Genomic DNA, 25,972 nt, shown 5'->3' with positions numbered 1-25,972 from the left:
TGCAATCATACTATCGGGAATTTTGCTACGTTAATAGCTGATACGTGATTGTGACCAAGCAAATTGCAATCACCCACAACGCCACTCTGCCGGAGCGTGTGTGACGAGCTTCCGCCTTGCCAATAGAATGTGCGGTCTGCTCGTCCAACCGCAAGCCGTTCTCCGCCATGTTGTCCAGTTCCTTCGACAGACGATCGGCACGCCCCACCAGTTCGGGCATTTGGCGAGCGAGGTGCAAGACTGCCTGTGCGCCATCTCTTGCATCGATGAGTATGCCCTGGGGGCCGAGATTACGACGAATCCAGCCCCCAACCACCGGTTCCGACGCCTTCCACATGTTGAAATGCGGGTCGAGGGTACGCGACACGCCCTCGACAACAACCATTGTCTTCTGCAGCATGACAAGTTCCGGCCGCGTTTCCATATCGAAGAGTTCCGTTACTTCAAACAGCAGCGTGAGCAGTTTTGCCATGGAGATGGTTTCGGCAGGCTGGCCATGGATCGGCTCGCCGATGGCGCGAATTGCCTGAGCAAAGCTGGCAACGTCGTGACGATGCGGGACATAGCCGGCCTCGAAATGCACCTCGGCGACACGGACGTAGTCCCGAGTAATGAAGCCATAAAGAATCTCGGCGAGAAAGCGGCGCTCCTTCTTGCCGAGCCGCCCGGTAATGCCAAAATCCACCGCGACGATATGGCCTTCATCGTCGACGAACAGGTTGCCAGGATGCATGTCCGCGTGGAAAAAGCCATCGCGCAATGTATGGCGTAGAAATGACTGGATCAGTGTTTCCGCGAGCCTGATGAGGTCGTGTCCGGCAGCACGCAGGCCTTCGGTGTCCGACATCTTGATGCCGTCGATCCATTCAAGCGTCAGGACATCACGCCCCGTGCGTTCCCAATCTACCGTCGGAACACGGAAGCCCGGATCATCCCTGGTGTTTTCGCCTATCTCGGAGAGAGCTGCTGCCTCGAGCCGCAAGTCCATCTCGATACGGGTGGTTTGCGCAAGCGTTCGCGTGACCTCGATCGGACGGAGGCGGCGGGTGGCCGGCACGTAGCGCTCCTGCCATCTTGCAACCAGAAAGAAGCTCTCGAGATCATTGTTGAACCGCTGCCGCACACCGGGGCGCACCACCTTGACCGCAACTTTCTTGATCTCGCCATTGCTCTCGACGAAAGCAGGATGCACCTGCGCAATCGACGCTGCGGCGATCGGTTCTTCAAGGCCAGCAAAAAGGTCTGAAACAGGCCGTCCCAATGAACCTTCGATGGCCCTGACCGAGGCCTCCATGGGGAAGAAATCGAGCTGGTCCTGCAGGAGCGCGAGATCGTCGGCTACTTCGGTTCCGACCACATCGGGACGCGTCGCCAGGAACTGCCCAAGCTTCACATAGGATGGTCCGAGTTTGTTGATGGCACGTGACATGCGCTCGGAGCGCTGAGTTGTCCTGGCGCGGCGACGTGCCAAAAGGCCGGCGACACGATGACCGAATGCCGGCAGACCGGTCAACCCTTCGGCTGGCAGTGCGGAGATAACCCCCTCCCGCGTCATGATCCATCCGGCCCTGATCAGGCGGAACGTGGCTGCAAGGCTACTCATGCAGCGATCACAACTTCCAGCCGGAATGGAGCGCGGCTATACCACCAGTGAAATTGCGCCAGGTGACGCGTTCGAAACCCGCACTGCGTATCATTTCGGCGAAATCACCCTGCCGCGGAAACTTGCGAATCGATTCCACCAGATATTGATAGCTGTCCGCATCGCCTGTCACGGCCTTGCCTATATTGGGGATAGCGTTGAAGGACCACGCATCGTAAATCTTGTCGAGGATTGGCAGCTCGACCTCCGAGAACTCGAGGCACAGAAATCGGCCGCCCGGTTTGAGCACCCGGAAAGCCTCTTCCAGAGCGCGATCGATATGCGGCACATTGCGAATGCCGAACGCGATCGTGTAAGCCTCGAAACTCGCATCCTCGAACGGAAGCTCTTCGGCATCGGCTTCGACAAATTCGGTATTATCGATCAGCCCTTTGTTTTCCGCCCGATCGCGCCCGACGGCGAGCATTGAGCCATTGATGTCGAGTACCGTGGCATGGGCATTACGATTTGATGCTTCAACAATGCGAAACGCCACATCGCCAGTGCCACCCGCAACATCCAGCACCTTCCAGCGCGCGGTTTTGGAGGGCGCCAGCCACGCGATCATCGAATCTTTCCAGACACGATGCAATCCGCCCGACATCAAGTCGTTCATCACATCATAGCGCTTGGCGACGCGATGAAATACATCATTGACGCGTGACTGCTTTTCCCCGTCGCTGACATCCTGAAACCCGAAGGACGTCTCCATGCCGCCGTGGGCACCGGTACGTTGCTGGTTCATTGTGCTACCCGTTTTTCAAATCGCCAGAACCATAGAAGATTGAAACGCATAAGGCTATTGTCTCTTGCGCGATGAAGCGCCGCGTTAAGTCGTTTTCTTGAGGTAAGCGGGATGGTTCTTAAAGCCGAGCTTCACTGCCATATCGAAGGCGCCGCCTCCCCCCGCCTTGTCGAACAGAAGGCCGCCAAATACGGCGCAGATGTTTCCGGATTCATTCGGAACGGGAGATACGTCTGGAACGACTTCACGTCATTCCTGCAGGCGTACGACCGGGCTTCAATGCTCTTTCGGGCTCAAGAGGATTACGCCGAACTCGCCGAAGAGTATCTTATGTCGCTGGGCCGGCAGGGAGCTATCTACTCGGAATTTTTCATATCGACCGACCACGCGCTCGGCGCCGGGCTCGACCCGAGCGCCTATATCGAGGGGCTGGCGGAAGGTATCAGGCGCGCCAAAGCCGCGACGGGTATCGAATGCCGGATGATCGCGACCGGACTACGCCACAGGGGACCCGAGGCGGTCACGGCGGCGGCGCGATATATCGCTGCTCACCCGCATCCCCTGATTACCGGCTTCGGCATGGCGGGCGATGAGCGCATGTATCACTCCGAAGATTTCGCGACTGCATTCGATATTGCACGCGATTCAGGACTTGGCATAACCGTGCATGCGGGTGAATTGGCCGGGTGGGAAAGCGTGGCCGATGCGCTGGACGCGCTCAAACCCGCACGGATCGGCCATGGTGTTCGTGCCGTTGAGAATCCCGATCTCGTCAAGCGGCTCGCCGATGCGCAAATCGTCCTGGAATGCTGCCCGGGGTCGAATATCTCGCTGGGCGTCTATAAAAACTTCGGGTCGCATCCCTTTGCGGCGCTCGCCAGGGCCGGCGTGCCGGTAACGCTCAACTCAGATGATCCGCCTTTTTTTCACACGGATATCCAACAGGAGTATGATATCGCAGCCACGCATTTCGGCTATGACGACAGGATGCTGTCAGACGTTACTGCGACTGCACTGAAGGCGGCTTTCATAGATGAAGGTACAAGGTACGCCCTGCTGCGACGGCTCTATCAGGACAAAACTGTGTGTGCCATTGATGAGTTCTTTGCGGGATCAGCCTCAAACAGCTAAGGTCCACTTCTTAGAGTAAGAGGGGTTCCCCATGGGCGTGACAATCGTTTCCCATCCGCTTGTCCAGCACAAGCTCACCATCATGCGCGACAAGGATACGTCGACCGCCGGATTCCGGCGGCTGCTCAAGGAGATATCTCTGCTCCTTTGCTATGAAGTGACGCGGGACCTGCAATTGACCAATATCCGGATACAGACACCGCTGACGGAAATGGATTCGCCTGTCATCGAGGGCAAAAAACTGGTCTTCGCCTCGATCCTGCGCGCTGGCAACGGCCTTCTCGAAGGCATGCTCGACCTTGTGCCCGCGGCCCGTGTTGCTCACATCGGTCTATATCGCGACCATGAGACGTTGCTGCCGGTGGAGTATTACTTCAAGGCGCCGGAAGACATCGTAAACCGGCTGATCATCGTGGTCGATCCGATGCTGGCGACTGCCAATTCCGCTATCGCCGCTATTCAGAAACTCAAGGAGCGGGGAGCCAGCAATATCCGGTTTCTCTGTCTTCTTGCTGCGCCTGAGGGTATCGAGCGATTTACTACGGCCCATCCCGACGTTCCTGTTTTCACGGCCGCCATAGATAGTCATCTGAATGAGAAAGGCTATATCGTTCCTGGTCTTGGCGACGCGGGCGACCGCATGTACGGGACAAAATAATCAAACGCCCACCCGGCGGAGCACCGGGTTGATGGTGCGCGGCTTGCGCTCGGAGAAGCCGAAGGCTGCGTGGACAACTTCAACCGCGGCAGCAGCGTCGCTGTCGCTTCGAGCATGGACAAGCGCAACAGGTTCACCCTCTTCGATCATTGCACCAAGCGGTTGCAGCGCGGTAATTCCGACGGCATGATCGATCGGGTCCTGCGGGCGAATACGACCGCCGCCGAGCGTGACAACGGCGATACCGATCGCACGCGTATCGATCGACGCGACATAACCGGCGCGCGTTGCCCTGACTTCGTGCGTGATCGGCGCAACGGCCAGATGGTACCGCGCGCGGGACACGAAATCCGTCGGTCCGCCCAATCCGGCAACCATGCGGCCGAACACCTCTGCCGCCTTGCCACTGTTCAACGCCTCGCGCGCCTTATCGGTTGCGGTTTTATGAGTGGTGGCAAGTTTGGCGGAGACAAGCATCTCGGCAGCCAGCGCCAATGTAACAGCTTCGAGCCGAGAGTCGCGCCTGTCTCCGGTGAGGAAGTCGACGGCATTCCTGACCTCTACCGCGTTGCCTGCAGCACGGGCGAGGGGCTCGTTCATATCAGTAAGAACTGCCGTCGTCGCCAGACCTGCTCCAGCCGCAACCGCAACGATGCTTTCGGCCAACGACACGGCATCGCGGTTTCTGGTCATGAAAGCACCGTTACCCGATTTCACGTCCAGCACGAGCGCGTCGAGGCCGGCGGAAAGCTTCTTCGACAGGATCGAGGCGGTGATGAGCGGGATGGACTCTACGGTGGCGGTGACATCACGGATCGAATAGAGCCGCTTGTCGGCTGGCGCGAGATTCGCAGTTTGGCCGATTATGGCACAACCTGCCTCATGCACGACCTTGCGAAAAAGATCATTGTCAGGCTGGCTACGATAGCCTGGGATCGAATCCATCTTGTCGAGCGTACCACCGGTATGACCGAGACCTCTGCCGGAAATCATCGGTACATAGGCTCCGCAAGCGGCTGCGATTGGCGCGAGTATCAGCGATACATTGTCCCCGACACCCCCGGTCGAATGCTTGTCGACGGCGGGCCCGGGCAGGTCCGACCAATCGAGAATGTCGCCAGAATCGCGCATCGCCAAGGTGAGCGCGACGGCTTCGTCGCGTTTCATGCCATTGAAGAATATGGCCATGGCGAAGGCGGCGACCTGCCCATCAGTGATCGATCCAGAACTCATTGCATTGATGAAAGCTGTAATATCGGCTGCATCCAGGGTTTCGCCGTCACGCTTTCGCCGGATGATTTCCTGGGGCAATAACATTTGCTCAGCCTATCTCCCGGATCAGGGCCTGAATAATTTTCCGCAGGCGGGCGCCGCCCCGTGGAGCGACGTCTTTCGTTTCCTCGTGGGAGAGCTCGTCTCCTGTCATGCCCGCTCCAAAGTTGGTGATGACCGAGCAAGCTGCGACACGCAAGCCGAAGAACCGTGCCAGAATTACCTCCGGCACCGTAGACATACCAACCGCATCCGCACCAAGGGTTCGCGCCATGCGAATTTCAGCCGGCGTTTCAAATGACGGGCCGGAGAACCACATGTAAACGCCCCGCTCAAGCTCTTCTCCGACCTTTATCGCAGCCTCGATCAAGGCATCTTTCAACTTGGTGTCATAGGCGGTGGTCATTCCGACGAAGCGCCGATCGGTGGGTTCTCCAATGAGTGGATTGAGGCCGGAGAAATTGATGTGATCATCGATCAGCATCAAACTGCCCGGCGCAAGATCGGCGCGGACCGAGCCAGCCGCATTGGTAAGTATAAGCGTCTCGATACCAAGACCGGCGAGCGAGGCGATGACGGGGCGCATGACGGCAGCATCGCCTTTTTCATAATAATGAGCCCTGCCAGCCAGCATCAGGACAGGCTTGCCTGAAAGGTAACCAACGACAACTTCCCCCGCGTGGCCGGAAACGCCGCTTTGCGGGAACTCGGGCAGGTCTACGTAAGGGATCCGCACCGCGTCTTCCACAGCGTTGACCAGAGAACCGAGACCAGAGCCGAGAATGAATGCGACGCGGGGGGTCAAGCCGTTCAGTCTCCGGACAAGAACCTCCGTTGAACGTGCTATCATGCGGCACCCTTGCCCAAAACATCCGCTTCGAAGCCGTAAGGGAAAATGTCCTTCATGGTCATCGTTTCGACGATGCCATTGTTGTCGCACAGATGCAGGCGGGCATCTGGTCCGGCAAACTCAGCCAGGCGCTGGCGGCAACCACCGCAGGGCGTACACTTCGCCTTCTTTTCTGCAACTACAGCGATATCAGTGATTGTACCGCCGCCACCCATGACAAAATGTCCGAGCGCGGTGGTTTCCGCGCACCATCCTTCGGGATACGAAATGACCTCGATGTTGCAACCGGAATAGATGCGTCCGTCGCTTGTGCGTATGGCTGCGCCGACTGGAAATTGTGAATAGGGTGAGTGCGTCTTCTGCATTGCTGCAAAGGCGGCGTCGAACAGGTCCTTCATCTTCTATCTCTCTTTCACATAGGCAACGCCACCTGCCTTGGGCGGTATGGCCTTGCCGATGAAACCGGCCAGGAGCACAACGGTCAATATATAGGGCAAGGCCTGCATGAACTGGACCGGCACCTCGCCAATGAGCGGCAGTGGATGGCCTTGCATGCGTATCCCCACTGCATCCAGAAAGCCGAATAAAAGACAGGCGAACATCGCCTGAACCGGGCGCCATTTGGCGAAGATGAGTGCTGCCAGCGCGATGTATCCTTTTCCGGCCGTCATGTCCTTGACGAATCCCGCACCCTGCGCTGTCGCCAGGTACGCGCCGGCGATGCCGCAAAGGACACCGCAGCAAATCACCGCGCGATAACGCAGCCACGGCACAGATATGCCGGCCGTATCCACCGCCGCCGGATTTTCGCCGACAGCGCGCAGGCGCAACCCAAAGCGCGTGCGGTAGAGCGCCCACCAGGTGAACGGCACAAGCAGGAACGCCAGATAGACCAGGACTGAATGGCCCGAGATCAGTTCGGAATAAACCGGCCCGATGACCGGTACGCTGCGCATCGCCTCGGCACCCGGAAGATTTATCGGGTTGAAACGTGCGGCGTTTGGCAGCGACGGTGTGCGCCCGCCTTGGCTGAACCATGCCTGACCGAGGATGACGGTCGTTCCAGCCGCGATGAAATTGATCGCGACACCCGAAACGATCTGATTGCCCCGGTGGGTGATGGATGCGAAACCGTGGACGAGCCCGAGCGCGACAGATACCAGGATCGCCGCGAGCAACGCGAGATAGGCAGAACCAAACCAGGTTGCAACTGCGCCAGCGGCAAAAGCGCCGGCCAGCATCTTGCCTTCGAGCCCGATGTCAAAGATGCCCGCGCGCTCGGAATAGAGTCCGGCAAGACAGGCAAGCAGCAAAGGCGCGGAGAGCCGGATGGTCGAGTCGAAAAGCTGAAGGATCGTAGTGAAAGAATCCATCAGCGATTTCCTCCTGCAACGACGGCCGCCGCGGATTGGTTTTTTTCACGTCCAAGACGATGGAAAATCCGTTGCAGGGCGGGTCGGAACATATGTTCCAGAGCCCCAGCAAAAAGGATAACCAGGCCTTGGATGATGACGATCATGTCGCGCGATATATTGGGCATGTCGAATGCAATCTCGGCACCGCCCTGGTAAAGCATGCCGAAGAGGATCGCCGCGAGAACGATTCCGGCCGGGTGAGACCTGCCCATCAATGCTACGGCGATACCGACGAAGCCCGCGCCTGCGACAAAATCCAGCTGCATGCGATGTTGCGCGCCCATGATCGGGTTCAGCGCCATCATTCCCGCCAGCGCGCCTGAGATCATCATCGTGATGATAATGATCCGCAGTTCGCCGATACCGGCGTAGCGCGCTGCCTTCGGACTGAAGCCCATGGTTCGGATTTCATAACCGAGCTTGGTTCGCCAAATCAGTATCCAGACGAGAAAAGCCGCGATGAGCGCCAGCAGAAAACTCACGTTCAAAGGCGCCGACCGCATGGAAAGCCCGACGAGTTCGAGCAACCATCCGAGGCCCGGCAATTGTCCGCCTTCTGCGAAGACGCGTGTCTCCGGCGCCTGGCTACCTGCCGGCTTCAGTGCTCCTACAAGCAAGTACACCATGATACTTGCAGCAATGAAATTGAACATGATCGTCGTAATGACGATGTGCGAACCGCGTCTTGCCTGCAGCCACGCAGGTATAAGCGCCCACAGCGCTCCGACCAGGGCCGATGCGGCGATCGCAATTGGAAAAGTCAGCCACCAGGGGAGAAAATTGCCGAGCCACAGGCCAACAACCGTAACACCCAGACCGCCGATATAGGCCTGGCCCTCCCCACCGATGTTGAACAGGCCGCAATGAAACGCGACTGCGACGCAAAGTCCGGTGAAGATGAAGTTTGTCGCATAATAGAGCGTGTAGCCGACGCCGTCGCCCGAACCGAATGCTCCCTTGACCATCAACACAGCCGCATCGATGGGGCTCTCGCCGACCAGAAGCACCACAAGTCCCGCAACCAGAAACGCGACTATCAGGTTGATCAGCGGGAGGAGGCCATAGTCCGCCCAAGCAGGCAGTTTGGCAAAGGGCTGGCTCATGGCAAAGTCTCTATGATTGCGTCGGACGTGGTGATGCGGGCGTATTCGCCGTTCAGGACCGATAGCGACAGTGCGTGCACATCCTCCGCGGACCAATGCTTGCCGCGGTGATCCTTCCTGTCGATGCTGGCCACCGCATCTTCAGGAATAGTCACTTCAAATCCGAGATTTGCCGCCATTCTTACAGTCGCATCGACCGAATTTTCCAAAAGTACGCCGGTAACGACAAGGCTGTGAACCTGCAATTCATCCAGCACATCCATCAAGTCGGTGCCGATAAAGGCATTGTTGGTCCGCTTGTCCACGACAGGTTCGCCAATTTGCGGGGCAACCTCGGGTTTGAATTCGTTACCATCTGTGCCTGGCCTATAAGGCGACGTTGGATCGGTCGAATCGTGCCGGATGTGGATAATGGGCAGTCGCCTCTCCCGCCACGCGGCAAGCAGTTTGCCGATCATAGCCTCCGCGTCCGGCTGGCCGCGCCTGCCCCACTTCGGGTCATCGATGGCGTTCTGCACATCCACCACGATCAGCGCCTGCGTTGTCATTGCGCTGCCTCCTGGTGTTCGACACCGGCCATCAGCAGGCCAAGCTCACCCTCGTCGGCATCGGAGAGGCGCTCGCCAACTATGCGTCCGGCAAACATCACGAGGATGCGATCAGAGAGCGAGCGTATTTCGTCGAGCTCGACCGAGACAAGCAGCACGGCCTTGCCAGCGTCGCGCATCTCGATGATGCGCTTGTGAATGAACTCGATCGCACCGACATCGACGCCGCGCGTCGGCTGGCCGATGATCAGCACGCCTGGGTCGCGCTCCATTTCACGCGCGAGCACAATCTTCTGCTGGTTGCCACCGGAAAAATTGGCGGTTTTCAAACGGGGATCTCCAGGCCGGATATCATACTTCTCGATCTTCTTGCGGGCGTCCGACTTGATCGCCTCCAGATCGAGAAACGGCCCATTCAGATAAAGCGGATCGTCATGATAGCCGAGGATCGAGTTTTCGTATTCCTCGAAGGCGAGAACCAGTCCCATATGGTGGCGGTCTTCCGGTACATGGGCGAGGCCGCGGTCACGCAACTCGCCGGGGTCCGCGCCTCCGGTGATGTCGATCAATTGACCGTCGAGGAGCACCCGGCCTGAAACGGCGGCGCGAATGCCGGCGATCGTTTCTATCAGTTGCGATTGCCCGTTGCCTGCCACACCGGCAATGCCGACGATCTCGCCTGCACGCACTGAAAACGACGTATCATCGACCATCACCACGCCCCGACTGTCGCGTACGGTCAAATTTTCGACGGAAAGCTTGACGTCGCCGGGTTTCGCCTCGCCCTTTTGCACTCTGAGGAGCACCCGGCGACCGACCATCAGCTCGGCCAATTCTTCGACCGTCGTTTCCGCGGTCTTGCGCGTTGCAACGACAGCACCTTGACGCATGACGGAAACATTGTCCGTCACCGCCATGATCTCGCGCAGCTTGTGCGTAATGAGGACGATGGTCTTGCCCTGACTTTTCAGTTGCTCGAGAATACGAAAAAGGTGATCGGCCTCAGGCGGTGTCAGGACGCCCGTGGGCTCGTCCAGTACCAGGATTTCAGCACCGCGATAGAGTGCCTTGAGGATCTCCACGCGCTGCTGCAATCCTACAGGAAGTTCTTCGATCAGCGCATCAGGGTCGACGTCCAGCTGGTATTCCCGCTCCAGCCGCTTCAACTCGGCGCGTGCCTTGGCAATTCCGTTCTTGAGGAGAGGCGCTCCTTCGACACCGAGCATGACATTTTCGAGAACCGTGAAGTTTTCGACCAGCATGAAATGCTGGTGCACCATGCCTATGCCGAGGGCGATGGCGGCATTCGGATCGGCGATGTTGCTGGCTATGCCATTGATGCGTATCTCGCCACTATCGGCTTGATAGAAACCATAGAGTATCGACATAAGCGTGGATTTGCCTGCGCCATTCTCACCGATAATCCCGTGAATCGTGCCCTTGTCGACACGCATATGAATATCGCGGTTGGCATGAACGGCGCCAAAGCGCTTCTCAATTCCAACAAGTTCGATCGCCGGTTCGGCCATATCCCCATCCGCTGTCTGTCAGCTTTTCGTCGTATAGATGTCTGGACCCTAACACGGGATTTTTTTCTTTCCAGTCAAGAAACACAGGAATAGACAAGCTTGTCAAAGATGGAGACGTGCTATGATAGCGGACGAACCCGAGCGAATGACCCGTCTGGAAATGCTCGTGACCGAGCATGAAAAGACAATCGACGAACTTTCCGGCCAGATCGCCGAGCAGTGGAAGGTTATCGAAGGCATGCGCCGCAAGCTCGACGCTCTGACCGACCGGTTCCTGGTGCTGGAAGAGCAGACAGCTCCCGATGTTCCCGTTACAAAACCACCGCACTATTGATCACGGCTTGGCCCTCAGCGCTTCAAGCATGAGTTTGGTTCCCAAGGCTCCCATGACCACGCCTGCACCGCGATCGATCCACCGCTTCAGCCGGATATAGACGGAACGTGCACGCGACCCCGAGAATGCGAAGGCGACGACAGCGTACCATCCTGCTTCTACACAGAAGAGCATGGGCGGAAGAGCGACGAGAAGCCACAGCGGTGGCGAGGGCGGCATGAGAGCGGCGAAGATGCTGGCATAGACGATAGATGTCTTCGGATTGCTGAGTTGCGTAACGAGCCCGAGGACAAAGGCGCGCGAAACTGAGATGCCTTTCTCCGTTGCCCCGGCGCCGGACATCTTCAATGGCTCGGCTGCGCCGCGCCAGATGCGAATGCCGATGTAAATCAGATAGGCCCCGCCAAGCAGCTTCAGGAAGAGATAGAGCCACTCGAACTGCATCAGCAACGCGGTAAGGCCGAGCACAGCGAGGGCGGCGAATATGGCGCCGCCCAGACCCATTCCCAAAGCGGAAGCAAGGCCATGGCTCCGGGACGTTGCGACGGCTATGCGTGAGACAAGCACGAAGCTGGGTCCTGGACTCATCGCACCGATGAAGATCGTGGCAAGAATGCTGAGAAGAACGGCAAATGCTGTCATCGGCATTTTCCCCAAAGGTCAATCTTCAAAGCCAAGACCGCCGGCGCTGAACCGGCTGTTTACTTGAACTGCTGTGCTTATTTGTACGGGCAGGCATTGTCCGAGAAATAGCTGTGAACCTTGACCTTGCCGGAAATGATATCCGCCTTGGCAGTTTCGACGGCTTTCTTGACATCATCGGTCATCAGCTTGGCGTTGTTCTCGTCGACCGCATAGTCGACACCGCCTTCCTTGACGCCAAGAATGCTTACACCGGCCGTGAACTTGCCATCCGCGGCATCCTTGAAGGCGTTATAGGTGGCAACGTCGACGCGCTTGAGCATCGAGGTCAAGACCTTCCCGGGATGCAGGCCGTTCTGGTTGGAGTCGACGCCGATCGCCAACTTGTCCGCATCGGCCGCTGTTTGTAGAACACCGATGCCCGTGCCGCCCGCAGCCGCGAAGATAACGTCGGAGCCCTGATCGATCTGCGACTTTGCGATTTCACCGCCCTTGGCAGGATCGTTCCAGGCAGCAGGTGTGTCGCCGGTCATGTTCTGGATCACCTTGGCGTCTGGGTTCGTAGCCTTGACACCGCCCACATAGCCACAACCGAAATTACGGATAAGCGGAACATCCATGCCGCCGATGAAGCTCACGGTTCCGGTCTTGGACGCCTTTGCGGCGATTACGCCGACGAGGTAGGAGCCTTCATTGTCCTTGAAAGCTACCGAACGCACATTGGGTTTATCAACTTCGGCATCGATGATGACAAACTTCGTTTCCGGAAATTCCGTGGCGACCTTTTCGACGGCGGCCGCGGCGGAGAAGCCGGCAATGACAATGGGCGAGTTGCCGTCAGATGCGAATTTGCGAAGTGCCTGTTCGCGCTGTGCCTCGTTCTGGATTTCAAATTCGCGGTATTTGACACCGGAGTCGGCTGTGTATTTCTCGGCGCCGTTGAACGCGGCTTCATTGAAGGATTTGTCGAATTTTCCGCCAAGATCGTAGATGACGGCCGGCTTGTCATCAGCAGCAAAGGCCGAGACGGACAATGCTGTAGCAGCCAGGAGACCAAGAACAATACGCTTCATTTGATACCAACCCTCTGGATTTTTGTTGAGCAAGGTTAACTTCTGTCGCACCTGAAACCGTTGCGGATGGTCCACCGCCAGCCGCCCCCGAGGGACAATCTTGCATGCCGGTTGCTAAAATTCACGTGGAATTTTGCCTCTTGGTCACATATCCTTGGAAAATCCAGCAACCCCAGTTCGTTATGTCTTCGCAAGGGGGCCAGCCACGCCGGTGCCGGGGGCGCGAGCTTCCGTGGTGAAGACAGCTGATCGGAACGTCGATTGGCGTCCCTCGAACATCCAAGGCACTCGGTTAACGGGCGGCAAAGCGGCCGGCTCCATTCTCGCGTTTGTAGCCTATCGCGTAGAACAGGAATGCGATTAGCGCAAAGACGATGAAGGTTGGCGTCTCGAGCACAAAGAGCATGAAGGGGTCCCAAAGCACAGGATAGAAGTGGCTCTTGATGCCTGTTTCAGCAAAAACGAGCGACGAAGGCGAGATGGATTGCCATGCGTTCTGCAAGGAGGTCATGACGATTTGGGATGCACCAACCGAGCGTGCCGCATCGAGAACGGCAGCGATGATCGACAGGCTTAGGGCGACATAGGCAAGAAGCCTGAATATGAACCGGATCACAGAGGTCTCCCTAAAATACAATATATCAAACAGCATCGACACAATTGTTTGTAAAGCTTGACCTCCGGTGAAGGAACTCATTTTTGCGACCAGTTCGATGGGACAAACTGACATTTCTGGAAAAATCATCAGCGTTTTCAGTGGGAAACTCGAGAATTTCACCCAAAGCAAGATTATGTTGAAATAGGAGTTGATCAAGTGCCTGTTCTGACTATAGTGCGCGCCGCACGGGGTCGCTGCCGGCTAACCACCTACGGGCCCTGTGCGCTTATCCAGAACTGAGTGACCGATGGTTGACGGTGCTCTTGAAGCCGGTATTCCGGCTGCATATCAACCCGACCGGCCAGATGCCGGCGTATTGTGGAGAGGTGGCCGAGTGGTTGAAGGCGCACGCCTGGAAAGTGTGTTTACGTCAAAAGCGTAACGCGGGTTCGAATCCCGCTCTCTCCGCCATTTCAAAACTATGTGCGAAGCATCGCCGGAAGCGAGGGTAAGCCTTTCCGCCCAATCGCACACTTGCGCACCATTTGCGTCCGGTTGCATCGAGATGAGTTTCGTGATCTCCCCGGTTAGGCCTCATCTCAACTGTGTTGGGTCCATGCGTTTTGCCATGAACCGCTCCAGGTCGGGTTCTATGGTGCGATCTTCCGTAGAAACCCTTGCCGCCCGGGATGATTCAAGCACGCGGCGTAAGACCTATGGACGTCCATGGTCAGACCAAAGTCTGATTACCCTGAAGTCGATGTTTGATATGGGTTGAATAGGATTGTTTGACGGCGAGGGTCCTCTGCATCTGGCGAGGACGGTTTTTCGCAGCAGTCAAACTCAGACGCTGAACAATGGCAGCGCCATAGATTGTGATTGAGTAGTACCAGGTAAAATCAGCCCAGGAGATATGGTCAGCCTTTTGTTTTTAGTGGTTTCGAGGTTCGCAGTTCCTCTGGCACAATTTGCGCGGCAAGGCATGGTGGTAATCACGCGCCACTGCTGGAAAGTGAATCGAATGGCGAGTGCTTCAAGAACGAGCAGACATGGCGGGCCGCAGACACTGTGGCATGGCGGCACTGCGCGATCCTGGGGCCGGCCATCAATGCTCTACGCAGAGGGATTCCGATGTCGGATGTGCGTTATCGGCAGTTGGATGGTCTAAGAGCCGTCGCTGTCGCGCTGGTGCTTTACGCGCACTTTTTTGCTACGGATGGTTCCTATTGGGGGCATGTCGGGGTGCGCCTGTTCTTCGTATTGAGCGGCTTTCTGATCACGCGGCTGCTTCTGGATGCCCGCGCGGCGGCGGAGTTCCAGCCGGCGACGGCACTCAAGTCGTTCTACATACGCAGGTCGCTGCGTATATTCCCTCCTTACTTTGCCATGCTTGCCCTCGTGTGGCTCGCCAGTCTCGAGGAGTCCAGAAGGGTGCTGGCCTGGCACGCGCTCTACCTCTCGAACTTCTGGTATGCCTTTCGCGATGAGTGGAGCCCCTGGGTGTTGGTTCACACCTGGAGCCTGAGCATCGAAGAGCAGTTCTATCTGGTCTGGCCGTTGGTCATTCTGTTGGCCCCAAGACGTTCCATCGAGCGGATTTGCGTCGGCGTCATCATCTTTTCGCTAGCATTTCGTCTCTATTGGCCCGTCACGGGGACACCCTCTCTGGCGCGTGATCTCTTGCCTCCAGCGTCGATGGATGCGCTGGCATGCGGCGCATTACTTGCCGCGTGGCGGACAAGAACTATGCTTATACCTCTCTGGGTGAGGGTAAGCTGGGTGCCGCTCGCCACCGCCTTTCTTGTTCTATTGTGGCTCAGGCCAGTGTCGTTGCCGATGACGCTGGACTGGGTCCGCTGGATAGGGCTTGAAATCCTTCCCCTTGTTCCACTCGTGATGATCGTCAATTACTGTGCGACGGGACTAAGCGGATATGCTGGGCGGCTGGCCGAAAGCCGGCCGCTAACAGGCTTGGGCCGCATAAGTTACGGCGTTTATCTTTTTCACGCGCTTGTCCTGGCATTTGTGGTCAAGGCGCAGCCATGGCTTCCCGTCAATGTGTCCGAGCAAGGCCTCGGCCGGTTCCTCGTCGCAGGAACAGGCACCCTGGTCGTGGCTGCGATATCCTGGATGGTTCTCGAAAAGCGGGTCAATGCATTCAAAGGCTTATTCCCCTATGTCGTTCCAAAAAATCGTCATACGGAGCGACGGGGCAGCGGCAGAGGTGAACATCTCCTCCCCGCCTGTTTACATGCGGCAAGCGAGGAGGGCGATGCCCTCGCCAAAACCACAATCATCAAAGAACGGATGAGCTGAATCCATGTCCAATCCCCTGGTCTCGGTCCTGCTGCCTGTTTACAACGGCGAACCCTATCTGGACGCGGCGCTCGCCAGCCTGGTGCGTCAGGATCATAAACATCTCGAGATCATCGCGATTGATGATGGATCAACCGACGGCTCGTTGAAGATACTGCAACGCCACCAGAGAGCCGACGATCGTATCCGCATCGTTTCGCGAGAGAACCGCGGTCTCATCGCAACTTTGAATGAGGGCCTGAGCCTCGCCAGGGGCGAACTGATCGCCCGGATGGATGCAGATGATGTCTGCTACCCTGCTCGGCTTTCCCGTCAGGTCTCGCTGTTCCAGGAGCATCCGGATATTGCCGTCTGCGGTACAGGAATCGATACCATTGTCGGCGAGCGTGTCGTCCGCGGCACGAGCGATCCCATCTACGGTTGGGCGGATCTGCGGATACTTTCAAAGTTCTTTACCATCTTCATGCACTCGACGGTGGTTTACAACAGGAACGTCATCCCGGCTGACATGCTTCATTATGATCCGCGGTACCTGCACGCAGAAGATTTCGATCTCTTCAGGCGGATCACGGAACGCTTTCCCATCGCCATGATGAGCGAGAGCCTTGTTGCCTACCGCATTCACGGCGAAAGCGTGACAAACAAACACAAGCGGCAGATGCGCATCACCCATCTGAAGATCGTCGTCGAAAACCTCGAGCGGGAGGGATTGATCGACAATGCAGGCGCCCTTGAGGACATCGCGGCTGACGTAACGGCAAACAATATCAGAAACGCCGCCGAACGCTTGCTCGCCCTCGAGGCCAACGTAACGGGTTTGCCTGCAGCGGTGCGCGCCAGCTACGAAATAGGCGTATTGAACCTCTTTTACTTCCTTTATCAGCTCATCGGTGATGAGCGGCAGCCCCGATTGATGCACGAGTTCCTGACCCACACGCAGAAATGGGGGCAAATCAGGCGGCGCGAACGATACGGTCTGCTGCCCGGGGCCTACCTGCCCTGGTTCAGCGATATGTCGGTTGCAGCAAACAGGCGGGTGGATGCCTTGTCGCGTTACCTGCAATCCGTGCCCGCCGCGCGCGTCCTCCCCCCTTTTAACCTCATCGGATGAGCGCGAATGGATAGCGAACTCCATCATACGGCCCGCTTTAATTCCAGCGTTACAGGAGCGGGGCCGAGAGCGGCGGCGTCGTTTTCAGATGAACCGGTCCGCGCGAGCTTCATTGTGTGCACGCGCAATCGTGCGGCAGCACTGGCATCGTGCATCAGCTCGATTGAAAGAGCATGCAGAGCCCATCCAACTTTCACCACCGAGCTCGTCATTGTCGATAATGGCTCGACCGACGGCACGACAGAATATGTGAGCCGCATAGCTGCGAGTTCGGAAACTGCGATGAGGCTACTGCTTCAGCCGCGGCCGGGGTTGGCTGCAGCACGCAATGCCGGGCTGGAACAAGCGCGCGGTCGCATCGTCATTTTTATTGACGACGATTGCGAAGTCGACAGGGACTACCTCCATGATCTGGAGCGCCACTACGCAACAGGTGATGGCTTGCTCATACGCGGCGGCCGGGTGGAACTGGGCAATTCCGATGATTTGCCCTTCACCGTCAAGCGATCGCCCACACGGGCGCGGCTCACATGTGACGTCCATCCGGGCGGTTTCGTGCTGGGTTGCAACATGACGATGCATCGGGAGGTCGCAGCGCGTATCGGGCTGTTCGACGAGTGCCTCGGCGCGGGGGCTCCGCTTCGCTCCGCGGAGGATACCGATTATCTCATAAGAGCGTTTCAACTCGGCGTCCCCGTTGAGTATGTGCCTGACATGGCGGTCTTTCATCATCACGGACGGAGCTCCCGCCGGGACGTCGAAAAGCTCCACAGGAACTACAGCCTGGGCAATGGCGCACTTTATGCCAAGCACATTCGCAGTGCGCCATGGTTGCTTCGCCATTTCCGGTGGACCGTGCGATCGGCTTTCCGGGAGCTTTTTGGCGGCGCCCGGTTCGATCCTGAGCTACACTTGTCGCACTGGCCCATTGTCTTGATGAACTTGCTGGGCGCTGCTGCTTTCGCAGGTTTTCGGGCAACAAGATGGATGCGCCGCCGGCAAGTTAATAACAACGAAGAGACAAAACTTCAGCTAAGGTGAATTACAATGCTGGGAATCCTACTGCCAGGCACGCAGATGCTGCGAGATGCGCTGGGGCGGCAACTGCCGCTGCTTGCAGCTGTGGTCGTGCTCGGCCTCGGCAGTGCTGCGCTCGAGGGCACTGGTATCGGCCTGGTCATCCCGATGCTGAGCATCATCGCCGGACATGATAATGACGCCGCAATGGGCGGTCTCTCGGCTGTGTTTCAGAACGTGGGGTCCGGATTGGCGGACGGAGAAAGGCTCATCCTGATCGCGGCGATCATCATTGCCCTGATCACACTCAAGAACATTCTCGCATTTTCAAACACAATGTTGACGAACTATATCTACGGCAAGGCCAGCCACTCCATTCGAAGCGCGCTCTCACGGCAGCTTCTTACGATCGGGTATCCTTTCTTTCTGCAACAAAGCCCCGGGCGCCTTCTCAACATCATCTCCAACGAATCATGGCGGGCTTCGGATGCAATCCAGACCGTTCTCGCAGCGATTGTGAACGCATCGGCGGCGATCATTCTCCTGGGCTTCCTGCTGCTTTTATCATGGCCGATGACTTTGTTTGTCGCAGTCGGCCTCGCGCTGGTCCAACTGTCACACGCCCTGCTCTCGGCCAGCCTGAAAGACCCGAGCCGCAGCGTGACTTCGCTCAACAGCGAACTCGCATCGCGAATGCTCCACCTCGTGCACGCAGGAAGGCTGATACGTGTCTTTGGACAGGAGGAGCGGGAAAAGCAGATATTTGACCGGGCGTCAGATGCCGTTCGCCGCGCAGGGTTTATCCTGCAGACGCGCCAAGGTGCACTTCCCCCGCTGACGGAGGTGCTGCATTCCGTGCTTTTCCTCGCGGTAGTGGTTGGCGCATGGTTCGTGAATGTGAGTTTTCCGGTCATCGTCGCATTCATCGTTTTGCTTTACCGGTTGCAACCGCATATGCGGGCGCTGCAATTGTCCTGGAGCCAAATTCAGGGATGGAGCGGTTCGCTCGAGGAAGTGAGGTGGTTGCTGGATTCGTCGGACAAGCCTGCGCCGCCAGCAGGCACGCTTCCCGCCCTCGGCTTGCATCAGCAAATGGAATTCAATGCCGTGACCTTCAGATATCCTGGCGCCGGTTCCCGCGCCACCGTGTTGCACTCGGCGAGCTTCTCGATCCGCAGTGGCTGCTCGACGGCGATTATCGGCCGTTCAGGTGCGGGCAAGACCACGGTGGTCAATCTTCTTTGCAGATTTGTGGATCCCGACGAGGGTCAGATAACTGTCGACGGGGTGCCGTTGGATCAGATCGACCCGACCCAATGGCGCAACCAGATAGCGGTTGCAAGCCAGGACCTGGAATTGGTGGACGGCACAATCCTTGACAACATCACCTATGGGCAGGATCTGGCAACGGAGGCCGAAGCGGAGCGCGCGGCAAAACTGGCCGAGGCACACGAGTTCATCCAGAAATTGCCGCAGGGATATCGAACGGTCGTCGGCTACAGGGGCGTCAACCTGTCGGCTGGACAACGGCAACGCATTGCGCTGGCAAGGGCTATGGTGCGCGATCCCGAAATCCTTATCCTCGACGAAGCGACCAACGCGGTTGATGGCCTCTCGGAAGCAGCGATCGTCGAAACGCTCAAATCGCGGGCGAGGCGGCGAACCACGATTGTAATCAGCCATCATCGAAGCACGATAGCATTTTGCGATGAAGTCGTGATCCTCAGCGGAGGCCGCGTCAGGGGGCAGGCTGCCTTCGCCGATGTCGCTTCATTGAGCATGGATCAACTCTACGAATATGAACCGTCGGGGCAGAAGATTGCCTCTGGCTGAACGTGCGCCGGCTCCGGTCGCTGCCATGGTCAAAAGTCGACCTAGACAAAGCCTGTCCAGCGGCCTGCAACTATGGCACTGACCCAGAATATCAGGGAAAGAAGTGCCGGTAATCGCACCTTCCAGTGTGTCTTGCCTTGCAAAAGTGCGAGCCGCCAATAGCGGTTGCGGCTCAGCAAGAGCGCATTGATGACAGCCAGGCCGATCACCCCGATCTTGATGAGAAAAGCGGTATTCTGAAGATACGCCATGGGCCTTACCGAGAAGAGCATCAAGCCGGTGACGGCGGCAAGCGCCACGCCTGCCGCCGCTACGCGCGAAAGCGGCGGGCCAAGCACGGTTATTGGATACTGTTTGAAAAGCCCGAGTATCTTGAGATCAAGCGTCACGATGGCGCCGAACAAAAGACCGACGGAGATAATGTGGGCGGCGTTGACAAGCAGGTAAGCCACCTGGAATCGCCGAAGGACCATGGCCCCGGGCCAGTCGGAGACCGCTTGCAAAAACTCCATCGGCGCCGCTCAGTTTGTCCGTATCCGATCGGGATAAATGTCGAATGTCTTCCCGCCCACAGAAATCCGGACTGCCTTCATGCGCTTTTCGCCTGGATCGCTGGACCGGTTTCCCAGTGCGGTGATCTCATCGCCAATCTTCGCGGAACCCTCGACGAATCCCGACCGCTCCGTTTGCCGCGGATTGCCCAGCTCCACACGCCACAAGCCGTCATTTGCAGTCTCCACGTCAAGCGTGGGGTGCGGCGGCCCAACATAGACCGCGCGGATCACACCCTTCAGTTCCAGCTGATCGGCCTCAGCCCAGGACCAGCCGTGATGCGCCGCAGCACTTGAAACGATCGCTATCGTCAGCATCACGCCGGCAAGAAACTTTCCATAATGACTTGTCATGATTTTTTGCCTCCTTTGCCGCGGCAGTTGCGAGGTTGAGACAAGAAGTGTGACACCAATCGCCTTCCAGTTCAAATGCACGGGCCGCGTGGTGACTGTGATTTCACCGATGGCTGCAGGGCAATGATGCCAGCGTCGGGGGGATCTCGCAGGCAGCGAAAATGCTCCCGCCAACGGGGGAACAAAAAACGCTCGTCGATGTTCAGCAGTACAAATGCATTAACGTCCCAGCGCCCTGCGTTGGCCTGAATTTGGAGAATCTCGATGCAGGAACATAACAAAAATTCGACAAAACCTCCTCGAACCCACGAGACTGGCTCTGACTCTGGAGCGCTGTCAGGGAGTATCGAGACAAAGCCGAGCCTGGACAATCTCAAGCGCAAGGCGGCGGACGACCTCGACACCGTAAAAGAAAAAGCGAAGGCGCAAGTTCGCAACGTTGCCGACAAGGCCGAAGAGGTCGCGTCGGAGCAGAAAAACATTGCCGCCCGCTACGCCGCATCCCTCGGCTCTGCCTTGCAGAAGGTGGGCACTGAAATGCAGAAGTCCGATGATGCGACCGTCGGCAAGTATGCCAAGGAATTGGGTTCCACCGTCCAGTCCTTTGCCAAGAATATCGAAAACCGCAAGCTCGGCGATATGGCCGGCATGGCCGAAGACTTCGGCCGCAAACAGCCTCTGGCATTTCTGGGCATGGCTGCCCTCGCCGGTTTGGCAGCCAGCCGTTTCCTCACGGCGTCTGCCCAGAAGCGTTCTACGTCTACAGCGTCTTCGAACTTGCGCTCAGACAACTCGTCGTCAAACTATGGAGGGCAACGCTGATGGCTGACCTCAATCAAAACAAGCCGCTTTCCGAATTGATCGGAAGCCTTTTGGCAGATGTGACAGGACTGATCCGGAAGGAAATCACGCTAGCCAAGACTGAGGCTTCCGAAAGCCTTTCGCGCGCGCTTGGTGGGCTGGAGACACTGGGCATTGGCCTCGTTCTTGCGATAGGCGCTCTTGGTGTGCTGTTGAGCGCTGCGGTCACGGGAGTGACGGTGCTTCTCGTCGGGCAAGGGTTTACTGAAACGGCAGCCAGCGCCCTGGCTGCCCTCATCGTCGGCCTGCTCGTCGGTATTATTGCATGGGCCATGATATCCAGGGGATTTGCGGCGCTTCGCGCGAACAATTGGAAACTCGAACGCACCGCCGCCTCCATTGGCCGTGACGCCGAGGTGGTCAAGGAGAAAACATCATGACATACACTTCCGAACACCAAAGCGCCGCCGATATTCAACGCGACATCGATGAGGACCGCCGGCGAATAGAAGAGCGCATCGATGTGATTCAGGATCGCATGTCGCCTGGTCAGTTGATCGATGAAGTCATCGGATACGTCAAGAACAGTGGTGGAGGCGAGTATGCCGCCAACCTCGGCAATGCGGTCAAAACGAATCCCATCCCACTCGCCCTGATGGGCGTGAGTATGGCGTGGCTGATGGCAGGTGCAGGATCGGGGAGCTCCGTCGAATATGACGAGCCTCCACGTTCCAGATCAAGATCAAGGGAATATCCGCTCGCCACTGTGAGTGGTGAAATCCGGCGGGTGGACCCTTCCACGCCCGATGATAGTTATACCCACTTCATGGACGACGCAGGCAAGCGTTACCGGGCAATGGCGGATAGCACGGGTAAACGTGCCGGGCCATTCCTGGATGAGGCAGGTACAGCCTATAGCGGCTTCGTAGACGCCGCAGGCAACCGCATTTCAAGTATCAAGGACCAAGCCGGTGCAATCTGGGATGGAGCCACGGACTGGCTTTCCGACACTTTCCATCAGGTCAGCGATGCTGCGGTCGACGTCACCGATACGATGGCTGCGAAGGCTCGTTCGCTGGGAGATGCCTCTGCTTCCGCAGGTGCGGGACTTCGAGATCAGACCGCGAGGCTGAACCAAACGATCCTTACGCACTTTCGCGACCAGCCATTGGTGGGCGGCGCAATTGCCTTTGCAGTTGGCGCTGCCATAGGTGCGGCTCTGCCTCATACCGAAACTGAGGACGCGGTAGTCGGGGACGCTGCACAAAACGTACGAGACAGTTTGGTCGAGAAGGCGGAAGAACTCCTGGACGAGGGCAAAGCGGAGGCATCCGAACTCTATGACCAGGCAGTTGAGGTTGCCGACGAGGTCTATGATGCAGCCAGCGAGCGTGTGAGGGATACGACCAACCGACCAGGCAGTTGAACTTCGATCATCAGATTCGCCAGGCTAACAGAACTCTACCGTGCCTTTGCATGAAGGCACGGTAGAGTTACTTTGAGGAGGAGTTGAAGGGCCGGTGACCCTTCGTGCTATGCTGCACTTCTTCGAAACATTCTCGCGATGGCAATCAATATGCAGGCGCCTATGAAGCCCGCCACGAGATAGCCGATCCAGCCGCCAAGTACCACGCCAAACATAGACAATATCGCATTCGCGATGAGTGCTCCGACAATACCGAGAATGATGTTCATGAACACGCCCATATTACTCTTCATGAACATTTCAGCGAGCCATCCCGCTATGCCCCCGATAATTATTGCAGCGATCCAACCGATTCCAGCAGTTTCCATCAGATGTCTCCAATTCCCGTTGTCTTGAACCCATCAACACAACCCCGATTTCACCGGATTGTTCCAAAGCCAACCCGTTCCGAGGGGTGGAAGCGTGGCACATCGCGGCCGGATGGGACGATTCAATGTGAGCACGTCGACCATGCTTTTACCTGGCAGCCGACCCATCAAACCTCGGATAATCATCCCGGTATAAAATTACCTCAGATTAAACTGTATTTTGCTGACATCCCGGCCGGGTCGGACAATGTCTCAAACGGTTGACTTGTATGTTCATTGCTTCCAAATGTCTGCCATTGGCGCAAAGTACCGCATCTCACTCCGCGATAGTTCGTTGAACTCTCTCAACATCGAGTGGAGATGGGATAGCGGTTGGTCGCGACTGGGTATGGTCAGTGAATTTTGGAGGCTATGCCTGCATTGAGAAAGACCCTTCTACGATACGTTGACAATCTCCTCCACGTTCGTCGCGCAGTCCAGTTCGAACCTGTAGATGATGGGGGTGCTGGTGCTACCGATCTGCAGTGGACAACACGCTCAGGACTTGAGCCTGGTCACTACAGGGCCTGTCTCAGGCTTCAAGACGGCATTTCGCCCCTGTCCAGTGAGCGTCTCCATGTCCGAAACCTCGAAGGTGGTTGGGAGACCACTTATCTGCAGTTTTCCACTGATCGCAGCAATCACGCCGTCGCTGACTTTTTTCTGCCACGCGGCGCAACAACCTTAAAGCTTTCGCCGAGGACGCCACCGGTTTCTTTCAAGAGCGCGAACCTTCGTCGTGTAGGATCCGTCGAGCGTTATTTGATGCTCGTCAAAACAATGGGCGCTCTTGCGCTAAAAAACAGAGGCGATATCCGCAGGCTTGGCGGATACGGTGTCTCCCTCATGCGCCGGAAAGGAATTCGCGGTCTCGTTGCTCACATCCTCTACCCAAAGGGCGAGGAGACACCCAATGGATATAGCCTATGGATCGAAACCTACGACAGCCTCTCCGAAGATCAAGTTGCGGGTATTCGCGCCGAATTGGCAGATGCGCAGATGCAGCCTCGCATCTCGCTGCTCCTTGCGATTTGCGATCCGGATGTCAGGCATCTGAGGTCGGCAATCGACAGCGTGGTTACGCAGATTTACGGAAAGTGGGAACTGTGCATAGCCGGTGTTTTCTCATCACACCCTGAGATACGCCAGGTTGTGGATGAGTACGCGGCGGCGCATCCCAACGTCCGGACGGTAGATGACGGAATTGACGATCAGGTGTTCCGCGCCTCAAATTCTGCTCTTCGGCTCGCCACCGGCGAGTGGGCCGCGATCATTGGCCAGAATGACAGGCTCAGCCCGACCGCGCTTGCCGAGATGGTATTGGCAATCAACCGTCATCCAAGGGCGCAACTGATTTACAGTGATGAGGATACGCTGACAGAAAGCGGAGACCGCAAGGACCCTCATTTCAAACCGGACTTCTCGCTGCCATTGCTCCAATCCCACGACTTTCTTCACCGCCTTGCCCTGCACCGGACGGAGAACATCAAGTCGGCCGGGGCGTGGCGATCAGGTTTCGAAGGAAGCGAGAACTACGACCTCAATCTGCGTATTGTCGAAGGAATAGACGCGGGCAATATTTGTCACGTACCCAAGATACTCTATCATTCACGCGAAAGCCTATCGACTTCACCGCGTCTCGAGAGCGGCCTCAAGGCCCTTCGTGAGCATATCGGGCGTCTTCGATTAGCGGCAAAGGCGGAATTTGCCAAGGATGCTCCCTGCTACCGCGTGCGCTTCGATGTTCCCGTACCGCAACCGCAGGTTAGCTTGATTATCCCCACGCGAGACCAGGCCGGTTTGCTGCGCAACTGCATAAGCTCGATCATCGAGAAAACCGAGTACGACAACTATGAAATCATTGTCGTTGACAATGGCTCGGTCGAAGCAGAGACCCTCGCCCTTTTCCAGGAACTGAAAGACCGCTTCAACGTGGTTGTCCTACCATACAAGTTCCCATTCAACTATTCGGCGATCAATAATTTTGGCGTCAAAAATGCAAAGGGTTCGATCATTGGGCTGATTAACAATGATATAGAGGTGATCTCTCCCGGGTGGCTCACGGAAATGGTGTCCTGGGCGAGCCAGCCGGGCATAGGCTGCGTGGGCGCGAAATTATACTACGGCAATGGTACGATACAGCATGGCGGGATTATCCTTGGGATCAACGGGATAGCCGGCCATGCACACAAACACTTTCCCGGACAGCATCCGGGCTATTTCAATCGGCTGAAAGTGCATCAAAATTTTTCGGCGGTGACTGGCGCCTGCCTGATTGTGCGCAAGGAGCTTTTTGAGAAGGTCGGCGGCCTTGATGAAACCCACCTCGCGGTGGCGCTAAATGACGTGGATTTCTGCCTCCGGCTGCAAGAAGCCGGCTATGCCAACATCTGGACGCCCTATGCCGAACTGTATCATCTCGAGAGTGTCTCCCGCGGAAGCGAGAACAATCCGCAGAAAAAGAAGCGGTTCGAGCAAGAAAGAGAATTCATGCTTGAAAGGTGGGACCTTGAGAACGATCCTTACTATTCCCCGAACTTGACGCGCACCAGCGAGGACTTCGCGCCAAGGGTGCCGGAAATGCGCTAGAACGAACTTCACATTCTTGATCGCTAC

Annotated in this window: 26 protein-coding genes and 1 tRNA gene; 12 read left to right on the top strand and 15 right to left on the bottom strand. The window is 57.2% G+C overall.

What is annotated here, in order from left to right; all coding sequences use genetic code 11:
- Window positions 1–25 precede the first annotated feature (25 nt).
- Entirely contained in the window at window positions 26–1,603 is a 1,578-nt protein-coding gene (ubiB, locus tag CU100_RS02765; RefSeq protein ID WP_106715012.1) for a 2-polyprenylphenol 6-hydroxylase, read from the bottom strand.
- A 7-nt stretch (window positions 1,604–1,610) separates the two neighbouring features.
- The gene (ubiE, locus tag CU100_RS02760; RefSeq protein WP_106715011.1) at window positions 1,611–2,387 is read right to left on the bottom strand and encodes a bifunctional demethylmenaquinone methyltransferase/2-methoxy-6-polyprenyl-1,4-benzoquinol methylase UbiE; all 777 of its coding nucleotides are present in this window, start codon (window positions 2,385–2,387) and stop codon (window positions 1,611–1,613) included.
- A gap of 111 nt (window positions 2,388–2,498) precedes the next feature.
- Here ubiE and CU100_RS02755 point away from each other — a divergent pair, with 111 nt between their 5' ends.
- Window positions 2,499–3,518 carry an adenosine deaminase gene (locus CU100_RS02755; protein ID WP_106715010.1) on the top strand — a complete coding sequence of 340 codons (1,020 nt, stop codon included), beginning with the start codon at window positions 2,499–2,501 and terminating at the stop codon, window positions 3,516–3,518.
- A gap of 31 nt (window positions 3,519–3,549) precedes the next feature.
- Window positions 3,550–4,176: a uracil phosphoribosyltransferase gene (gene upp, locus CU100_RS02750; protein ID WP_106715009.1), complete on the top strand. Its 627-nt coding sequence runs from the start codon at window positions 3,550–3,552 to the stop codon at window positions 4,174–4,176.
- Here upp and deoA read toward each other — a convergent pair whose 3' ends face one another.
- Genes deoA through CU100_RS02715 form a run of 7 tightly spaced genes read right to left on the bottom strand, consistent with a single transcriptional unit; the run spans window position 4,177 to window position 10,893 of the window.
- Window positions 4,177–5,493 (bottom strand): thymidine phosphorylase, encoded by a 1,317-nt coding sequence (deoA, locus tag CU100_RS02745; protein WP_106715008.1) that lies wholly within the window; start codon window positions 5,491–5,493, stop codon window positions 4,177–4,179.
- A 4-nt stretch (window positions 5,494–5,497) separates the two neighbouring features.
- Window positions 5,498–6,298, bottom strand: coding sequence for a purine-nucleoside phosphorylase (locus CU100_RS02740; protein WP_106715007.1), 801 nt, complete (start codon window positions 6,296–6,298; stop codon window positions 5,498–5,500).
- Complete coding sequence (locus tag CU100_RS02735; RefSeq protein ID WP_106715006.1) at window positions 6,295–6,696, bottom strand: cytidine deaminase; 402 nt, start codon at window positions 6,694–6,696, stop codon at window positions 6,295–6,297. The genes CU100_RS02740 and CU100_RS02735 overlap by 4 nt, the downstream gene beginning before the upstream one ends.
- Before the next feature lie 3 nt (window positions 6,697–6,699).
- On the bottom strand, window positions 6,700–7,671 hold the full coding sequence (locus tag CU100_RS02730) for an ABC transporter permease (RefSeq protein WP_106715005.1): 972 nt from the start codon (window positions 7,669–7,671) through the stop codon (window positions 6,700–6,702).
- Window positions 7,671–8,816, bottom strand: a complete 1,146-nt coding sequence (locus CU100_RS02725) for an ABC transporter permease (protein WP_106715004.1) — start codon at window positions 8,814–8,816, stop codon at window positions 7,671–7,673. The genes CU100_RS02730 and CU100_RS02725 overlap by 1 nt, the downstream gene beginning before the upstream one ends.
- Complete coding sequence (locus CU100_RS02720; protein WP_106715003.1) at window positions 8,813–9,364, bottom strand: cysteine hydrolase family protein; 552 nt, start codon at window positions 9,362–9,364, stop codon at window positions 8,813–8,815. Before CU100_RS02720 ends, CU100_RS02725 begins: the two co-directional genes overlap by 4 nt.
- Window positions 9,361–10,893: an ABC transporter ATP-binding protein gene (locus CU100_RS02715; RefSeq protein ID WP_106715002.1), complete on the bottom strand. Its 1,533-nt coding sequence runs from the start codon at window positions 10,891–10,893 to the stop codon at window positions 9,361–9,363. Before CU100_RS02715 ends, CU100_RS02720 begins: the two co-directional genes overlap by 4 nt.
- Before the next feature lie 121 nt (window positions 10,894–11,014).
- Here CU100_RS02715 and CU100_RS02710 point away from each other — a divergent pair, with 121 nt between their 5' ends.
- Window positions 11,015–11,227, top strand: coding sequence for a SlyX family protein (locus CU100_RS02710; RefSeq protein WP_106715001.1), 213 nt, complete (start codon window positions 11,015–11,017; stop codon window positions 11,225–11,227).
- Here the strand turns inward: CU100_RS02710 and CU100_RS02705 are convergent, their stop codons facing one another.
- The 3 genes from CU100_RS02705 to CU100_RS02695 form a co-directional block, all read right to left on the bottom strand.
- Window positions 11,228–11,869: a LysE family translocator gene (locus tag CU100_RS02705; RefSeq protein ID WP_106715000.1), complete on the bottom strand. Its 642-nt coding sequence runs from the start codon at window positions 11,867–11,869 to the stop codon at window positions 11,228–11,230.
- Between the two features lie 77 nt (window positions 11,870–11,946).
- A complete protein-coding gene (locus CU100_RS02700) occupies window positions 11,947–12,942 on the bottom strand; it encodes a BMP family lipoprotein (RefSeq protein ID WP_106714999.1) in 996 nt (331 codons plus the stop codon).
- A gap of 292 nt (window positions 12,943–13,234) precedes the next feature.
- Window positions 13,235–13,558, bottom strand: coding sequence for a hypothetical protein (locus CU100_RS02695; RefSeq protein WP_106715954.1), 324 nt, complete (start codon window positions 13,556–13,558; stop codon window positions 13,235–13,237).
- A gap of 362 nt (window positions 13,559–13,920) precedes the next feature.
- On the opposite strand from CU100_RS02695, the gene CU100_RS02690 reads away from it, so the two are divergent.
- From CU100_RS02690 to CU100_RS02670, 5 genes are all read left to right on the top strand, one after another.
- A tRNA-Ser gene (locus CU100_RS02690) sits at window positions 13,921–14,011 on the top strand.
- A 660-nt stretch (window positions 14,012–14,671) separates the two neighbouring features.
- Entirely contained in the window at window positions 14,672–15,856 is a 1,185-nt protein-coding gene (locus CU100_RS02685; protein ID WP_106714998.1) for an acyltransferase family protein, read from the top strand.
- A gap of 4 nt (window positions 15,857–15,860) precedes the next feature.
- Window positions 15,861–16,967 (top strand): glycosyltransferase family 2 protein, encoded by a 1,107-nt coding sequence (locus tag CU100_RS02680; protein ID WP_106714997.1) that lies wholly within the window; start codon window positions 15,861–15,863, stop codon window positions 16,965–16,967.
- 6 nt (window positions 16,968–16,973) lie between these two features.
- Window positions 16,974–18,008, top strand: coding sequence for a glycosyltransferase family 2 protein (locus CU100_RS02675; protein ID WP_106714996.1), 1,035 nt, complete (start codon window positions 16,974–16,976; stop codon window positions 18,006–18,008).
- Between the two features lie 6 nt (window positions 18,009–18,014).
- A complete protein-coding gene (locus CU100_RS02670) occupies window positions 18,015–19,817 on the top strand; it encodes an ABC transporter ATP-binding protein (RefSeq protein ID WP_106714995.1) in 1,803 nt (600 codons plus the stop codon).
- A 41-nt stretch (window positions 19,818–19,858) separates the two neighbouring features.
- On the opposite strand, the gene CU100_RS02665 is transcribed toward CU100_RS02670, so the two are convergent.
- Both CU100_RS02665 and CU100_RS02660 read right to left on the bottom strand, forming a co-directional pair.
- The gene (locus CU100_RS02665) at window positions 19,859–20,329 is read right to left on the bottom strand and encodes a DUF2214 domain-containing protein (protein ID WP_106714994.1); all 471 of its coding nucleotides are present in this window, start codon (window positions 20,327–20,329) and stop codon (window positions 19,859–19,861) included.
- Between the two features lie 9 nt (window positions 20,330–20,338).
- The gene (locus CU100_RS02660; RefSeq protein ID WP_106714993.1) at window positions 20,339–20,722 is read right to left on the bottom strand and encodes a DUF6152 family protein; all 384 of its coding nucleotides are present in this window, start codon (window positions 20,720–20,722) and stop codon (window positions 20,339–20,341) included.
- Between the two features lie 264 nt (window positions 20,723–20,986).
- Between CU100_RS02660 and CU100_RS02655 the strand changes: the two genes are divergently transcribed.
- Genes CU100_RS02655 through CU100_RS02645 form a run of 3 tightly spaced genes read left to right on the top strand, consistent with a single transcriptional unit; the run spans window position 20,987 to window position 22,949 of the window.
- Window positions 20,987–21,544 carry a nutrient deprivation-induced protein gene (locus CU100_RS02655; protein WP_106714992.1) on the top strand — a complete coding sequence of 186 codons (558 nt, stop codon included), beginning with the start codon at window positions 20,987–20,989 and terminating at the stop codon, window positions 21,542–21,544.
- A complete protein-coding gene (locus CU100_RS02650; RefSeq protein ID WP_106714991.1) occupies window positions 21,544–21,963 on the top strand; it encodes a phage holin family protein in 420 nt (139 codons plus the stop codon). The genes CU100_RS02655 and CU100_RS02650 overlap by 1 nt, the downstream gene beginning before the upstream one ends.
- Window positions 21,960–22,949, top strand: a complete 990-nt coding sequence (locus CU100_RS02645; protein WP_106714990.1) for a DUF3618 domain-containing protein — start codon at window positions 21,960–21,962, stop codon at window positions 22,947–22,949. The genes CU100_RS02650 and CU100_RS02645 overlap by 4 nt, the downstream gene beginning before the upstream one ends.
- Before the next feature lie 107 nt (window positions 22,950–23,056).
- Here CU100_RS02645 and CU100_RS02640 read toward each other — a convergent pair whose 3' ends face one another.
- Window positions 23,057–23,317, bottom strand: a complete 261-nt coding sequence (locus CU100_RS02640; protein WP_106714989.1) for a GlsB/YeaQ/YmgE family stress response membrane protein — start codon at window positions 23,315–23,317, stop codon at window positions 23,057–23,059.
- 420 nt (window positions 23,318–23,737) lie between these two features.
- Here CU100_RS02640 and CU100_RS02635 point away from each other — a divergent pair, with 420 nt between their 5' ends.
- Window positions 23,738–25,945 carry a glycosyltransferase family 2 protein gene (locus CU100_RS02635; protein ID WP_170113711.1) on the top strand — a complete coding sequence of 736 codons (2,208 nt, stop codon included), beginning with the start codon at window positions 23,738–23,740 and terminating at the stop codon, window positions 25,943–25,945.
- Window positions 25,946–25,972: the final 27 nt, after the last annotated feature.

The sequence above is a fragment of the Phyllobacterium endophyticum genome (assembly GCF_003010935.1).
GTDB lineage: Bacteria > Pseudomonadota > Alphaproteobacteria > Rhizobiales > Rhizobiaceae > Phyllobacterium > Phyllobacterium endophyticum.
Note: the sequence above shows the minus strand (reverse complement) of the source record. Positions and strands in the feature narration are given on the sequence as shown.